The sequence below is a fragment of the Georgenia sp. Z2081 genome (assembly GCF_055326445.1).
In genome coordinates, this window is record NZ_JBUZNK010000007.1 from 190,324 (window position 1) to 203,311 (window position 12,988).

At 71.9% G+C, this 12,988-nt stretch carries 15 protein-coding genes; 5 read left to right on the forward strand and 10 right to left on the reverse strand.

The genetic code is table 11. The annotated features are described in order from the left end of the window. Positions 1-58 precede the first annotated feature (58 nt). From ACZLKG_RS11250 to ACZLKG_RS11260, 3 genes are all read right to left on the reverse strand, one after another. Positions 59-619 (reverse strand): hypothetical protein, encoded by a 561-nt coding sequence (locus ACZLKG_RS11250; protein WP_463648768.1) that lies wholly within the window; start codon positions 617-619, stop codon positions 59-61. Positions 620-933: 314 nt separating this feature from the next. Further along, on the reverse strand, positions 934-1,671 hold the full coding sequence (locus ACZLKG_RS11255; protein ID WP_463648770.1) for a DUF6318 family protein: 738 nt from the start codon (positions 1,669-1,671) through the stop codon (positions 934-936). 188 nt (positions 1,672-1,859) lie between these two features. Then, entirely contained in the window at positions 1,860-2,519 is a 660-nt protein-coding gene (locus ACZLKG_RS11260) for a hypothetical protein (protein ID WP_463648771.1), read from the reverse strand. A 176-nt stretch (positions 2,520-2,695) separates the two neighbouring features. Here ACZLKG_RS11260 and ACZLKG_RS11265 point away from each other — a divergent pair, with 176 nt between their 5' ends. The 4 genes from ACZLKG_RS11265 to ACZLKG_RS11280 all read left to right on the forward strand — a co-directional run bounded on the left by ACZLKG_RS11265 (position 2,696) and on the right by ACZLKG_RS11280 (position 6,297). Further along, complete coding sequence (locus tag ACZLKG_RS11265; protein ID WP_463648772.1) at positions 2,696-3,628, forward strand: ACP S-malonyltransferase; 933 nt, start codon at positions 2,696-2,698, stop codon at positions 3,626-3,628. Then, positions 3,625-4,641 (forward strand): beta-ketoacyl-ACP synthase III, encoded by a 1,017-nt coding sequence (locus tag ACZLKG_RS11270; RefSeq protein WP_425708976.1) that lies wholly within the window; start codon positions 3,625-3,627, stop codon positions 4,639-4,641. The genes ACZLKG_RS11265 and ACZLKG_RS11270 overlap by 4 nt, the downstream gene beginning before the upstream one ends. Positions 4,642-4,702: 61 nt before the next feature. Next, a complete protein-coding gene (locus ACZLKG_RS11275) occupies positions 4,703-4,951 on the forward strand; it encodes an acyl carrier protein (RefSeq protein ID WP_425708977.1) in 249 nt (82 codons plus the stop codon). Between the two features lie 95 nt (positions 4,952-5,046). Then, positions 5,047-6,297 (forward strand): beta-ketoacyl-[acyl-carrier-protein] synthase family protein, encoded by a 1,251-nt coding sequence (locus tag ACZLKG_RS11280; RefSeq protein WP_463648773.1) that lies wholly within the window; start codon positions 5,047-5,049, stop codon positions 6,295-6,297. 10 nt (positions 6,298-6,307) lie between these two features. Here ACZLKG_RS11280 and ACZLKG_RS11285 read toward each other — a convergent pair whose 3' ends face one another. Next, positions 6,308-6,568: a hypothetical protein gene (locus ACZLKG_RS11285; protein ID WP_463648774.1), complete on the reverse strand. Its 261-nt coding sequence runs from the start codon at positions 6,566-6,568 to the stop codon at positions 6,308-6,310. Between the two features lie 45 nt (positions 6,569-6,613). Here ACZLKG_RS11285 and ACZLKG_RS11290 point away from each other — a divergent pair, with 45 nt between their 5' ends. Then, on the forward strand, positions 6,614-6,988 hold the full coding sequence (locus tag ACZLKG_RS11290; RefSeq protein ID WP_425708980.1) for a VOC family protein: 375 nt from the start codon (positions 6,614-6,616) through the stop codon (positions 6,986-6,988). 61 nt (positions 6,989-7,049) lie between these two features. Here ACZLKG_RS11290 and ACZLKG_RS11295 read toward each other — a convergent pair whose 3' ends face one another. The 6 genes from ACZLKG_RS11295 to ACZLKG_RS11320 form a co-directional block, all read right to left on the reverse strand. Continuing rightward, entirely contained in the window at positions 7,050-7,883 is an 834-nt protein-coding gene (locus ACZLKG_RS11295; protein ID WP_463648775.1) for a mycofactocin-coupled SDR family oxidoreductase, read from the reverse strand. Between the two features lie 155 nt (positions 7,884-8,038). Further along, positions 8,039-8,539 (reverse strand): DUF3145 domain-containing protein, encoded by a 501-nt coding sequence (locus tag ACZLKG_RS11300; protein WP_425708982.1) that lies wholly within the window; start codon positions 8,537-8,539, stop codon positions 8,039-8,041. Between the two features lie 173 nt (positions 8,540-8,712). Further along, on the reverse strand, positions 8,713-10,152 hold the full coding sequence (locus ACZLKG_RS11305) for an MFS transporter (RefSeq protein ID WP_463648776.1): 1,440 nt from the start codon (positions 10,150-10,152) through the stop codon (positions 8,713-8,715). Beyond that, a complete protein-coding gene (locus ACZLKG_RS11310; RefSeq protein ID WP_463648777.1) occupies positions 10,149-10,724 on the reverse strand; it encodes a helix-turn-helix domain-containing protein in 576 nt (191 codons plus the stop codon). Before ACZLKG_RS11310 ends, ACZLKG_RS11305 begins: the two co-directional genes overlap by 4 nt. 133 nt (positions 10,725-10,857) lie before the next feature. After that, on the reverse strand, positions 10,858-11,436 hold the full coding sequence (locus ACZLKG_RS11315; RefSeq protein ID WP_463648778.1) for a TetR/AcrR family transcriptional regulator: 579 nt from the start codon (positions 11,434-11,436) through the stop codon (positions 10,858-10,860). Further along, entirely contained in the window at positions 11,436-12,950 is a 1,515-nt protein-coding gene (locus tag ACZLKG_RS11320; protein ID WP_463648779.1) for an MFS transporter, read from the reverse strand. Before ACZLKG_RS11320 ends, ACZLKG_RS11315 begins: the two co-directional genes overlap by 1 nt. Positions 12,951-12,988: the final 38 nt, after the last annotated feature.

Genomic DNA, 12,988 nt, shown 5'->3' on the forward strand with positions numbered 1-12,988 from the left:
CCCTGCTCGATCGCTGCAGGCGATGAACTACCCGATGGGGCCCGTGACCGGGACGGGGTCAGCAGCGGTCGTGGACGGCGCACTCGGGCACGAGACGCACCTGGCGCTCACGTACCTCGAAGTCCTCCGTGCTGGTGGTGATCGGGATCGTTCCATCGATGGGCTCCCACACGCCCGTGCCGCCCACCTGGAACTCGGCCTCCCAGACGGTGGTGAGCTCGACATGAATCGCCTCATGGCCGTCGGAGTACGGATAGGACACCGTGTGCGCGGGATACGGGGCGCCCGGGTCGTCCCCGCTGGAGAACGGTGCGCTGCCGTCCATCGGGTCCCACACGTGCTCGACCGGCGTGAACCGCACATCCACCTGCTGTCCGAGAAGCTCGGTGGACACGATGTGCTCGTCCGCCGTCGTCCAGAGCAGGACTGGCATGTTCGCCAGCTGCCACCGACCGTCCATCATCGCCTCCCCCGTGTTGACCAGCAGACTCGCCGCCTCGGACCGGGACACCGTCACGACGACGGGGTCCTGCCCGGGTGCCGCAGGCACGTCGGCCTGCGGACGGGAGACCGACCAGGGCGCCTCGAGTGCGCACGTCGAGCCTGTCCCCTGCTCCATCACGCTCGTGCACTGCCCGATCTGCGAGCCGTAGAACCCCGGGTTCCCCTTGCCGAGACCGAGCGCAACGAACGCGCGCTGGGCTTCGGCGGGGGCGCCGTGTCCGCCCGGAGCATCACCAGATCCGCCCGCGGCCCTGCTCGGGTCCCTAGAACTCGTGGACCTCGATCGCTCCGCAACGGCGACGTCCACGCCATCGTCGACTACTCCACCAGTTACCCCATAAGAGTCGCCATCAGCCGCAAGCGCCGTCGCTTGAATCGAAGTCAACGCAAGTAATGTTACGCAACCTGCCGATACCGCCGTCCACCACCTCATGACGGAGTCTCGTCTCCATCTTGCGAGTATCCGCCGGCTACGAACAGCCACTCGCCGTCGACGAGACGAAGGAAGATGTGGAGCGAAATTGCTTCTTCATCCAATGTTTCCAGCTGATCGCCATGAACATCAACTACTGAACGCGCCTCTTCCACAGCTTCGAATTCAACGAACCAGTCAGGGTGGTCCTCGGTAGGCGGATCGACGAACGCCTCGTCGATCCGAACCACGTACTCGTCGATATATCTGCCATCGATCGAAAGTTCTTCGGTCGAATCAACCAATGACGAGCAGTATCCGCACTCGTCACCCGACACTTCCACGAACGGTTCGGTTACGCCGGTTTCAGTCAGGTGCTCGATCAGGTCGACGAAGTAATGCGCCGCCGCCAGCGCGCCGGCCTCGCCGTCGTCGTCCATCTCCGGGGGCGCTTCGGGCGCGGGCCGCGCACGGCGCTCGAGCTCCCACTCGGTCCACTCGATGTCCTCGGTGCTGACCTCGGCCCCGGCTGAACCGGACTCACGACCGCTCGACGACTCCGACGGTGTCTCCGTCATCCCGTCGGACGGTGTCTCCCCGGACTCGGCCTCGTCGTCGGGTCCGACACGCACCGGTGGTCGCTGCGTCTCGTCCGCGTCGTCGTCGCCCTCGCCACCGCAGCCGGCCAGTCCCATCGCACCGACGAGCAGCAGTGCGGTCAACCGACGCCGACGGCGCCCCCCTGGTCGCGTCATGCAGCCGAGGCTAGCGGCCCGGCCCACGCGGTGGGCGGTTACCGCTCACCCTGTGCACAACCTGGGCCGTCCACACCCGCAGGCGCCCGCGCCGTCCCCGCCGAGATGGAGCCCCGACGAACCGCAGGTTCGACAAGCCCAACCGCACGCTCGAGGGTCGAGAACCGCACACTCGATGATGTCGAGGGCTACTGGTTGCGGGCGTCCTCGAGCACCGAGCGCAGCTCGGTCACGACGGCGGCGCTCTCCTCGTCCTCGTGCGCATCCAGGAGCTCGAGGTACTTCTCGGCGTCCTCGTAGCGCTCGGACTCGATCGCGGCCAGCACGATCTGCCGGCCGGCCGCGGGCACGTGCTGCTCGGCGTCCCAGTGAGCGGTCGCGAGCGCATGAGCATGGGTGGGGTGCCCGGACTCCCGGAGCACCCACACGGACTCGGCGAGCGCGAGACCTGTCCCCTCGCGCGCGCAGGCCGCACCAAGGCGCCGGTTGGCGCCGTCCAGGTCGTCCTCCACGGAGAGTCGGGCGAGCTCGATGAGCGGGTACCAGGCGTTCGGCCGACCGGCGAGCTCCTCGGCCAGCGCCCACACGGCGAGGTCGGCCGAGCGCGGGTCCGACTGCGGGACGTCCGCGGTCAACGGGTCCGCCGCGCGGGACTGGGAGCCGTGGCGGCGCACGATCTCCGCGAGCTCGTTGAACGCGACCGTGTCGTTCGGGTCCTCCTCGAGCCGCGCCCGCAGCTGCTCCTCGCGCGGGTCGGGCGCCTGCTCGTGGGCGGGCCGGTGGTGGCCGTGGTCGGTCGTGGCGAGCAGCAGTGCGAGCAGGAGAGCAGGACGGCGCGCGAGGGACATGCTCCTCAGGATAGCGGCCACGACCGAACTCGCTCGGTGAGCGAGTGCTCCCGGTCTCACCCACGGTGTCGCCCGTTCGGAGGCCCGTACCGGTCCCCGCGGCGCAACCCCCTGCGAGGCGTCCGACACGTAGGCGGAGCCCTGACCTGCCGTCGCTCCGGCGGTAGGTTGGCCCGATGATCGCTGTGCTCGCCCCAGGCCAGGGGGCCCAGACGCCGGGCATGCTCGCCCCGTGGCTCGAGGACCCCAGCTCCGCCGCTCTGCTCGACGAGCTGTCCTCCGCCGCGGACCTCGACCTCGCCGACCTCGGCACGCACGCCGACGCGGAGACCATCAAGGACACGGCGCTCGCCCAGCCGCTCATCGTCGCCTCCTCGATCCTCGCGTTCCGGGCGCTCGAGGCCCGCTCGCCAGGGTTCGTGCCGTCACTGACCGCCGGCCACTCCGTCGGCGAGCTCGCCGCACTCGCGATCGCGGGCGTCCTGTCCGACGTCGACGCCGTGCGTCTCGTCGCGGTCCGCGGCCGGGCCATGGCCGACGCCTCCGCCGTCACGCCCACGGGCATGTCCGCCTGCGTGGGAGGCGACGCAGAGGAGGTCACCGCCGCCATCGAGGCGGCCGGGCTGACCGCCGCCAACGTCAACGGGGGCGGCCAGATCGTCGCGGCCGGCACCCTCGAGCAGCTCGCCGCGTTCGCCGAGCAGCCGCCCGCCAAGGCCCGGGTCGTGCCGCTCGCCGTCGCCGGCGCATTCCACACCGAGCACATGCGTCCCGCCGTCGACGTCGTGGGCTCCGCCGCGGGCGGCCTCGCCGCGGCCGACCCGCGCGTGTCGCTCCTGTCCAACCGGGACGGGGTCGAGGTCACCTCGGGCGTCGAGGCGCTCGAGCGCGTCGTCGCCCAGATCGCCCACCCGGTCCGGTGGGACCTGTGCTGCGAGACCATGCTCTCCCGGGGGGTGCGCGCCGCCGTCGAGCTCGCCCCTGCCGGCGTGCTCACCCGACTGGCCAGGCGCACCCTTCCGGGCGTCACCGCCCGCGCCCTGTCCACCCCGGACGACCTGGCCGCCGCCGTCGAGCTCGTCGACACGGACACCGAAGGAGCCTCATGAGCCGCCCCGCACTCAGGACCGCACCGCCGAACCCTCACGCGAGGATCCTCGGCGTCGGGGGCTTCCGCGGCGAGAACGTCGTCCCCAACGACGACATCGTCGAGCCGATCAACTCCTCCGACGAGTGGATCCAGCAGCGCACGGGCATCGTCACGCGCACCTACGCGAACCCCGGCACCACGGTTGCCGACATGGCGTCGTCGGCGGCCGAGGCGGCCCTCGCCTCGGCCGGCGTCCCGGCGACGAGCGTCGACGCCGTCATCGTCGGCACCGTCACCTGGTTCACGCAGACGCCATCGCTCGCGGGCATCGTCGCCGACCGGATCGGCGCGAACCCGGCGGCCTCCTACGACATCTCCGCCGCGTGCGCCGGGTACGCGTACGGCATCGCCCAGGCCGACGCCCTCGTCCGCTCCGGCACCGCCGAGCACGTGCTCGTCATCGGCGTGGAGAAGATGAGCGAGTACATCGACCCCACCGACCGATCGATCAGCTTCATCCTCGGCGACGGTGCCGGCGCCGCCCTCGTCGGCCCCTCGGACACCCCGGGGATCGGTCCGACGGTGTGGGGCTCGGACGGGTCCAAGGCCGACGTCATCGCCCAGACCCACCCCTGGTCCACGTTCCGCTCGGACGACCCGGACGCGGACCGCTCCTGGCCGACGCTGCGCCAGGAGGGGCCCACCGTCTTCAAGTGGGCGAGCTTCGAGATGACGAAGATGGCGGGCCGGGCGATCGAGGCCGCGGGTCTGCGCCCCGAGGACATCGACGTGTTCGTCCCTCATCAGGCGAACATGCGGATCATCGACCACATGGTGAAGTACCTGGGGCTGCGCGACGACGTGGTCGTCGGACGGGACATCGCCGACACCGGTAACACCTCGGCCGCCTCGATCCCGCTCGCGCTCGAGCGCCTGATCCGCGAGGGACAGGCGAGCAGCGGCGACATCGCGCTGCAGATCGGCTTCGGCGCGGGCCTCGCCTACGCCGCACAGGTGGTGGTGGTGCCGTGATCCGGTGCCCGCGCCTGCCACACTGACCCCCGTCCACGTTCAACCCAACCAGGAGAAGCACATGGCACACACGGAGGAGGAGGTCCTCACGGGCCTCGCCGAGATCGTCAACGAGGAGACCGGGCTGCCGGTCGAGGACGTCAAGCCGGAGGCGTCGTTCACCGACGACCTGGACGTCGACTCCCTGTCGATGATGACGATCGCGACCCTCGCCGAGGAGCGCTTCAGCGTCACGATCCCGGACGACGAGGTCGCGAACCTCAAGACGGTCCAGGACGCCGTGAAGTACATCGTCGGGGCCCAGTCCTGACCACCGGTCGGGGGCCCCGCCAGGCGCCCCCGACCGCTCCCCCGCGAAGGGGGCCGAACCATCGCGCCGCTCCGGCGCGCACCCGAGGAGGAACCGTGCCCGAGCAGTCCACCGCACGCCGCCAGGTCGTCGTCACCGGCATGGGGACGACGAACCCCATCGGCGGCGACGTCGCGTCGACCTGGTCCGCCGCGCTCGCCGGCACCTCCGGCGTCGCGCCCCTCGACAACGACTGGACCGAGACCTACGGGACGACCGTCACCTTCGCCGGCACCGTCAAGGTCGACCCCCTCGAGGTACTGCCGCGCCCCGAGGCGCGCCGGCTCGACCCGTCGGGCCAGCTCGCCGTCGTCGCGGCCGACGAGGCGTGGGCCGACGCCGGCGAGCCCGACGTCGAGGGCGAACGACTCGGCGTGGTCGTGGCCACCGGCATCGGCGGCATCCACACGCTGCTGAACGCGTGGGACACCGTCCGGGAGAAGGGCGCCCGCCGCGTCCTCCCGCTCACCGTCCCGATGCTCATGGCCAACTCCCCCGCCGCCAGCATCTCCGTCAAGCGCGGCGCACGCGCCGGTGCGCACGCGCCCGTGTCCGCCTGCGCGTCCGGCGCCGAGGCCGTCGCGTACGGGGTCGACATGATCCGCAAGGGCATCGCCGACGTGGTCATCGCCGGCGGCACCGAGTCCGCGATCCACCCGGTCACCATGGCCTCGTTCGGGAAGATGCAGGCGCTCTCGACGCGCAACGACGACCCGCAGGCCGCCTCACGCCCCTACGACGTCGACCGCGACGGCTTCGTCATGGGAGAGGGCGCCGGCATCGTCGTGCTGGAGTCGGCCGAGCACGCGGCCGCCCGCGGCGCCACGATTCACGCCGAGGTGCTCGGCGTGGGGATGACGGCCGACGCGTTCGACGTCGCTCCCCCCGACCCGTCGGGCCAGGGGCAGGAGCGGGCGATGCGCATCGCGCTGGAGGACTCCGGGCTCGCGGCGTCCGACGTCGTGCACGTCAACGCGCACGCCACCTCCACCCCGGTGGGAGACACCATCGAGGCAGAGGCCGTCCGCCGGCTCTTCGGAGAGCACGTCACGGTCTCGGGCACGAAGTCGATGACCGGGCACCTGCTCGGCGGCGCCGGCGCGCTGGAGACGATCTTCGCCGTGCTCGCGGTCAAGGAGCGCACCGCTCCCCCGACGATCAACATCGAGAACCTCGACCCCGCCGTCAACGTCGACGTCGTCCGTGACACGCCGCGCGACCTGCCCGGCACCGGCCCACTGGCGGCCCTCAACAACGCGTTCGGGTTCGGGGGCCACAACGCCGCGCTCCTCGTCGGCAGCGTCTGACGGCCGGCGCTCACCGCACCTCGCTGTCCGTCCCGACGTCGAACGCCAGTCGGGGCGGCTGGCCGTTCATCACCCCGACGAACCGGACGTCGCCGGACGGTGACCGGCCGAGCCGGCAAGCGCCCTCGACGGCCTCGTCCTCCAGGGCGCGGTCGCGAGCACCGGCCTGATAGAGCGCGAGCACCTTCGGAGCGGCGACGCGCGTACTCGGAAGCTCGATCCGGATGACGGGGATGACCGACCGCCCTTCCTCCTCGAGTTCCGGTCGCACGTCTTCAGGTCGCGGGACGACGTACCGCATCGTACGCTTCCCGGCATGGCCGTCAGAAGCGGTTTTCCCATCCTCACGAGCGACGCCATCGAGCCGCTCGTCGCCTTCTACGAGGCAGCGTTCGAGGCGACGAAGACGTACCGCTACCCGGGCGAGGACGGCCGGGACGTCTACGTCGCGCTCGACGTGGGTGGCATGCAGCTCGGCATCGGCGTCAGCACCGAGCTACCTCCGCCGGACCGGCGCACGGAGCTGTGGTTCTACGTCGACGACGTCGACGAGAGCTATCGCCGGGCAATCGACGCCGGTGCCGGCGACGAGGGCGCACCGAGCGACATGCCCTGGGGCGAGCGCGTCGCCCACGTGCGTGACCCTGACGGCCTGGTCATCCACCTCGGCGCACAGACCGCACCGGCGTGAGGTGCGGAGCGGACCTTCGGACCCGTGGACTCACGACGGCGCCGGCTCCGTACCAACGAGCTCAGCCCAGGCGCGCCCCGGCGTCGAGGGCGTGCTCGATGCCCGTGACGTACCGCCCGCTGTCGGAGACCAGGTAGAGCACCGCCTCGGACGAGTCGTCCGGCTCGAGCGCGGCCGTCGGCATGATGTTCATCTGCCGCGCCGCCTCCTCGAAGTCCTCGCGCGTGGGGCTCTCGAGATCGGGGCGGAAGAGCTTGTACGTCGGGTCGTTGAGAATCATCGGGCTCGCGAGCGTCGTCGGGTGGATCGTGTTGACCCGGATGCTCTGCGGGGCGAGCTCCTTTGCGAGGACCTTCATGAGCCCGACGACGCCGGCCTTCGCCGCCGTGTAGTGGGCGATGTTGGCGTTCGCCTTCATCGACGCGAGCGAGCTCGTGATGACGATCGCCCCACCGTTGCCGCCGGCGACGATGTGCGGCGCCGCGGCGCGAACCGTCTTCCAGACGCCCGTGAGGTTGATGTCGATCATCGTCTGCCACATGTGCTCGTCCATCTCGAGCGTGGGCGACATCGTGTTGATGCCGGCGTTGGCAAGGATGATGTCGAGGCGGCCGAGCTCGGCCACTCCCTCGTCGACGACGGCGGTCAGCGCCGCGAGGTCGCGGACGTCGACCTCGCGAGCGACGATGCGCCGGTCGAGCGCCTCGACCTGACGCACGGTCTCGGCGAGGTCCTCGGCGGTCGCGGTCGGGTACGGGACCGTGTCGATCTGCTCGGAGACGTCGACGGCGATGATGTCGGCGCCCTCCTGCGCGAGACGGACGGCGTGGTTGCGGCCCTGTCCCCTCGCTGCTCCGGTGATGAAGGCGACCTTGCCCTCGAGACGGCCTGCCATGGCGTGCTCCTTCCGTCGGCCCGGCGGGCGTCGGTGCCTGCCGAGGCATGTCCCAGCAGGCTATGGCACGCGGTGCCATTACGGAAGGGCGTCGGCCGCTGGTGCCGGTGCGCTCCGGGCGGCACGCGGCGTCCGGCGGGTCGCCTCACCCGGGGTCACCCCACCCGGTGCAGCCAGCGCACGGGCGCACCGGCGCCCGCGTACCGGAACGGCTCGAGCTCGTCGTCCCAGGCCTGGCCCAGAGCGAGGTCGAGCTCGTGGCGCAGCCGGGAGGGGTCGGTCCCGTGCTCGAGCGCTGCGCGCACGCGGTTCTCGGGCACCACGACGTTCCCGTGTGAGTCCGTCTGGGCGTAGAAGATGCCGAGCTCGGGGGTGTGCGACCACCGTCCGCCGTCGGAGCCCGGTGCGGCCTCCTCGGTGATCTCGTAGCGCAGGTGCTGCCAGCCGCGCAGGGCGGAGGCGAGGCGCGCGCCGGTCCCGACGGGGCCGACCCAGGACCGCTCGGCGCGCAGGAGTCCGGGCGCGGCGGGCTGCTCGGTCCACTCCAGCGCCACGCGCGCGTCGAGGACCTGGCCGGCCGCCCACTCCACATGGGGGCACAGCGCACGGGTCGCGGAGTGCACGAAGACAACGCCGCGGGTGTAGGCACCACTCATGTCGAGCCTCCTGGTTCGTGTGCGAGGGACGTCTTCCCCAACGGCCTCACGAGGAACCGGGCTGAACATGATCCACGGCGGAACAGCACCAGGATGCACGAGTCGGCGGCATTGCGCCAGAGTCGCGACGGACGGGTGTGATGGACGAGGTTGGTGATGCAGGTGTGACGAGATCAGTGCCCGGTCGGGCCCGCAGGATCACCGTGGCCTGCCGGGTCACCCGGGTCACCAGGTGGGACCTGCTCCGCGACGCCACCTGCCGTCCCGGGCACCGCGCCGGCGGCCGCGAGCCGGTCGGCGGTCACCGTCCGCGCCACGTACAGCATCATCACCAGGTAGCCCGCGCCGGCCAGGAGGAACGGCGTGCGCAGCGCCCATTCCCGGCCGAGCCCGGGCTCGAGCCACGTGACGAGCAGCCCGCCCAGGAGGGTACCGATCGAGATCGTGCCCCAGCCGAAGAAGCGGTAGACGGAGTTGACCCGACCGCGCAGGTGGTCCGGGATAATGCGCTGGCGCAGGGTCACGCTGATGACGTTCCACAGCACCACCGCGACGCCGGAGAGCAGCTGCGCCACCCACACGAGCCACGCCGTCGAGAGCAGGCCGACGGCCCCCAGCGTGAGGCACATGACTCCGACGCTCACCAGGAGCGCACGGGCGTCACCGAGCGCCGCGCCGATCCGGTCGGCCGCGAGTGACCCGATGACCGCCCCGACGGCAGCTCCGCTCAGCAGCAGGCCGAACGCCCACCCGTCGAAGAGCCCGAGGACCTCCTGGGCGAACAGGACGAGGACGATCCCGGCGAGTGAGCTCGCCAGGTTCATCGCACCGAGCGCCAGGGCGAGCGACCGCATGACCGGGCGTCGCCAGAGCCACCCGAAGCCGTCGGCGATCTCCCCCCGCCACCGCACGCGTCCCGTCGTCCGCTCGCCCGTGGGCGTGAACGACCCGCGCAGTGAGAGCACGAGGAGGCCCGAGAGGAGAAGCAGTGCGGCGTTTCCCACGAACGGCAGGACCATCGCCACCCCGAGGAGGACCCCGGCGAGCGGCGGGCCCACGAACTGGTTCATCGTCACCTCGGCGCCCCACAGGCGCCCGTTGGCCCTGGCGAGCAGGCGATCGTCGACGATCGCGGGCATGAGGGTCTGCGCCGTGTTGTCCCGCAGGACCTCGGCGAACCCGAGCACGAGGGCGAGCAGGCACAGCCCCGCGACGAGCAGCGGACCGTTCGTGGGCTCGGCCGCCCCGGCGGCGAGCTCCTCGGGTGTGGGCACGCCCTCCTGTGCCACAGCGAGCACGACGGCGAAGAGCACCACCACAGCGCACCTCAGCAGGTCCATCCACCCGACGATCGCTCGGCGGTCGAACCGGTCCGTGAGCACGCCGGCCGGCAACGAGAAGACGAGCCACGGGATCCGGGAGGCGAGGCCGACCAGGGCGATGACGGCGGCGTCGCGGGTGAGCGCGGAGGCGAGCCAGACCACGGCGATCGCCATGAGCCCGTCGCCGAGGTTGGCGGCGGTCGAGGCGGCGAACAACCGGGCGTAGTTGCGCCCGAGGCGTGGCCGCCCGGGCCCGGAGGGATCGCCCGCCGCGGACCCGTCGACGCTCACCGCGCCGTTCCGTCGTCGTCGCCCGTCGAGCGCCGCTCGGTCGGGTAGAGGGCGAACGCGACCCCGTACGTCGTGTCACCCGCGCGCGGTTCGGCGGTGAGCTCGACGAGGAGGTCGGACAGCCGCCGGTACCACTCCGCGGCACGCTCGGCCGGGATCCGCGCGTACCGGACGGCGGCCTGGACCTCCTCCTCCCGGCCGGACGGGACGGCGTCGACCTCGGCGGCCACCCTCGCCACCGTGCGTCCGGCCTGACCGACGGCCTCCCCCACCGAGTGGTAGTAGAAGGTCCGGGCGGTACGCCCGTAGTACTTCGCCTTGATCGCACGGACCATGCGCGTGCGCACCACGCGCACGAGGCCGGCCCGGGCGAGCACGTCGAGGTGGTACCCCACCGTCCCCTTCGGTCGACCGAGCACGTCGGCGAGCTCCGAGGTGGTGGCCGCGCGCTGCAGCAGGTGGTTGACGATCTCGGCGCGCGTCTCCTCGAACAGCGCCCGGTACTGGGCGGGCGTGCCCAGCTCGAGCGAGTCCGGCAGGTCGTAGTCGGGCGAGCTCGAACGGTCGGTCATACCCGTATGGTCGAGTAAACCCGACCATTGGTCAATGCGGACCCGAACCTGGTCGCCACGGTGATCGCCCACGCGGCTGCACACCGCTTCGGCCGCCCGTGCGTCGGCGGTCCGTGCGTCGTCGGTCCGTGCGTCAGGTGTCCGAGTGCCCGCGGTCGGGCGGGCCGTCGTCCCGAGCCCCCGCCAGGTCGATCATGCGCGCGACGAGCCGCTCCCACACCGGCGGGGTCAGCTCCTCGGCGGTCAGCGACTCGTAGAGCCAGAGGCCGTCGGCGGCCAGGCGGGCGACGAACCGGTCGACGGCCGCGTCGTCGTCGGGGTCGGGTACCCGGGGCGCCCAGTCCTCCAGCACGCGCCGCCACGGCAGCAGCAGGCCGCCCTCGTCCGCGGACTCCAGGAGCAGGCGCAGCTCGGCGCGCGTCGCGGACGCGGCCGTGCTGCGGACGTAGGCGCCGAGCCTGGCCGCCTCGGTCGGCGTGGCACCCGCGACGTCCTCCGCGTGCCGGCTCATCTCGGTGTGCCACTGCTCGCCGACCCTCTCGTGCATCGCCTCGAGGAGGGCCTCTCGTGAGGGGAAGTGGTAGAGCAGGCCGCCCTTGGTCAGGCCGGTCTCGACCGTGAGCGCCTCGTAGGTGAGCGCACGGACGCCGTCGCGGCCGACGATCGCGAAGGCGGCGTCGAGGACGGCGGCACGCTTGCTGGACCGGGACATCACTCGTTCCCCTCGTAGGTGCTGGCGCGGGAGCCGCGGCCGTGGTGACGCAACATCCGCGCCGTCGCGACCGCGGTCGTGGCGAGGGCCAGGGTGACGACGGCGAGCACCACGGCGTAGGCGTCGTCGAAGGCGGCGGAGGCGGCCTCCATGAGGCCGGGGGTCGTACCGGCGACCTCTCGCGCCTCTCCGATGCTCGATCCGGCCGCCTCGGGCGCACCGGCGGGCAGGGAGACGCGCGCCGTGTAGAGCAGGGAGGACAGGCTGCCGAGCACGGCGACGGCCACCAGTCCGCCGAACTCGTAGCTCACCTCCTCCACGGAGGCGGCCATGCCGGCCCGCCGCGGCGGGGCGTTGCCGAGGATCGCCGTCGAGGCGACGGACATCGAGGCGCCGAGCCCGAGGCCGGTGATCACGAGGCCGACGACGAGCAGGGCGAGGCTCGAGCGGGCCCCGGCGATCGTCACGACCAGGCCCAGGGTGGCGATCGTGAAGCCGCCGGAGATCAGCAGCCGGAGCCCGGCGCGGTGGAGGATCATGCCGCCGAGAAGCCCGGTCGGCAGCGAGCCGGCCGCGACGGCGGTGACGAGCAGCCCGGCCTCCAGCGGCGAGTAGCCCGCGACGAGCTGGAAGCGCTGCGTGGTGAGCAGCTGGACGCCGCCGATGACGAACATGGCGGTGACGGCCGCGAGCACCCCGGCGGAGAAGGCCGGGTTGCGGAACACCGTGAAGTCGAGGAGCGGGTCGGCGAGGCGCCGCTGCCGGCGGACGAACAGCACACCGCCGACGACGGCGACGGCGGCCGCCGCGGCGACAGTCCCCCAGGCCTGGGGCTGGTGGAACGCCTCCTTGATCGCGAGCACGGCGCCGCTGAGCATGACCAGCGCCAGGATCGAGGAGGGGACGTCGAACGACTTCGACGGGTCCCGCGGCGCGCGCGGGGCCACGAGCGGGGTGACGATCAGCGCGACGACGACCACGGGCACGTTGATGAGGAAGACCGATCCCCACCAGAAGTGCTCGAGCAGCAGGCCACCGATGATCGGGCCGATGCCGAAGCCGATGATCGAGATGCTGCCCCAGACGGCGATCGCGAAGTTGCGCTCTCGGACGTCGTCGAAGCCGAGGCGCACGAGCGCGAGAGTTGCCGGCATCATCCCCGCGGCGCCCACCGCGAGGAAGGCCCGCGCCGCGATGAGGACGCCCGCCGTCGGGGCGAAGGCGGCCGCGAGGGAGGCGACGCCGAAGACGACGAGGCCGCCGAGGAACATCGTCCGGTGGCCGATCCGGTCCCCCAGCGCGCCGGAGCCGAGGAGGAGGCCCGCGATGACGAGCGGGTAGGCGTTGATGATCCACAGCGCCTGCGATGCAGACGCGTCGAGCTCGGCGGTCAGGGTCGGCAGCGCCGTGTAGAGCACCGAGTTGTCGAGCGTGATGAGCAGCAGGCCGACGCTCACGGTGGCCAGCAGGAGCCAGCGCCGCGAGGCTGCGGTGGTGGAGGTGCGTCCGGTCATCGTCACGACCTAAAACTGTACCGTCCGTACGGTTCAGA

Bases quoted from the DNA above. Each gene is read 5' to 3' on its own strand.
- ACZLKG_RS11250 (WP_463648768.1), bottom strand. From the start codon at position 619: ATGGAGCAGGGGACAGGCTCGACGTGCGCACTCGAGGCGCCCTGGTCG.
- ACZLKG_RS11255 (WP_463648770.1), bottom strand. From the start codon at position 1,671: ATGACGCGACCAGGGGGGCGCCGTCGGCGTCGGTTGACCGCACTGCTG.
- ACZLKG_RS11260 (WP_463648771.1), bottom strand. From the start codon at position 2,519: ATGTCCCTCGCGCGCCGTCCTGCTCTCCTGCTCGCACTGCTGCTCGCC.
- ACZLKG_RS11265 (WP_463648772.1), top strand. From the start codon at position 2,696: ATGATCGCTGTGCTCGCCCCAGGCCAGGGGGCCCAGACGCCGGGCATG.
- ACZLKG_RS11270 (WP_425708976.1), top strand. From the start codon at position 3,625: ATGAGCCGCCCCGCACTCAGGACCGCACCGCCGAACCCTCACGCGAGG.
- ACZLKG_RS11275 (WP_425708977.1), top strand. From the start codon at position 4,703: ATGGCACACACGGAGGAGGAGGTCCTCACGGGCCTCGCCGAGATCGTC.
- ACZLKG_RS11290 (WP_425708980.1), top strand. From the start codon at position 6,614: ATGGCCGTCAGAAGCGGTTTTCCCATCCTCACGAGCGACGCCATCGAG.
- ACZLKG_RS11295 (WP_463648775.1), bottom strand. From the start codon at position 7,883: ATGGCAGGCCGTCTCGAGGGCAAGGTCGCCTTCATCACCGGAGCAGCG.
- ACZLKG_RS11300 (WP_425708982.1), bottom strand. From the start codon at position 8,539: ATGAGTGGTGCCTACACCCGCGGCGTTGTCTTCGTGCACTCCGCGACC.
- ACZLKG_RS11310 (WP_463648777.1), bottom strand. From the start codon at position 10,724: ATGACCGACCGTTCGAGCTCGCCCGACTACGACCTGCCGGACTCGCTC.
- ACZLKG_RS11315 (WP_463648778.1), bottom strand. From the start codon at position 11,436: ATGTCCCGGTCCAGCAAGCGTGCCGCCGTCCTCGACGCCGCCTTCGCG.
- ACZLKG_RS11320 (WP_463648779.1), bottom strand. From the start codon at position 12,950: ATGACCGGACGCACCTCCACCACCGCAGCCTCGCGGCGCTGGCTCCTG.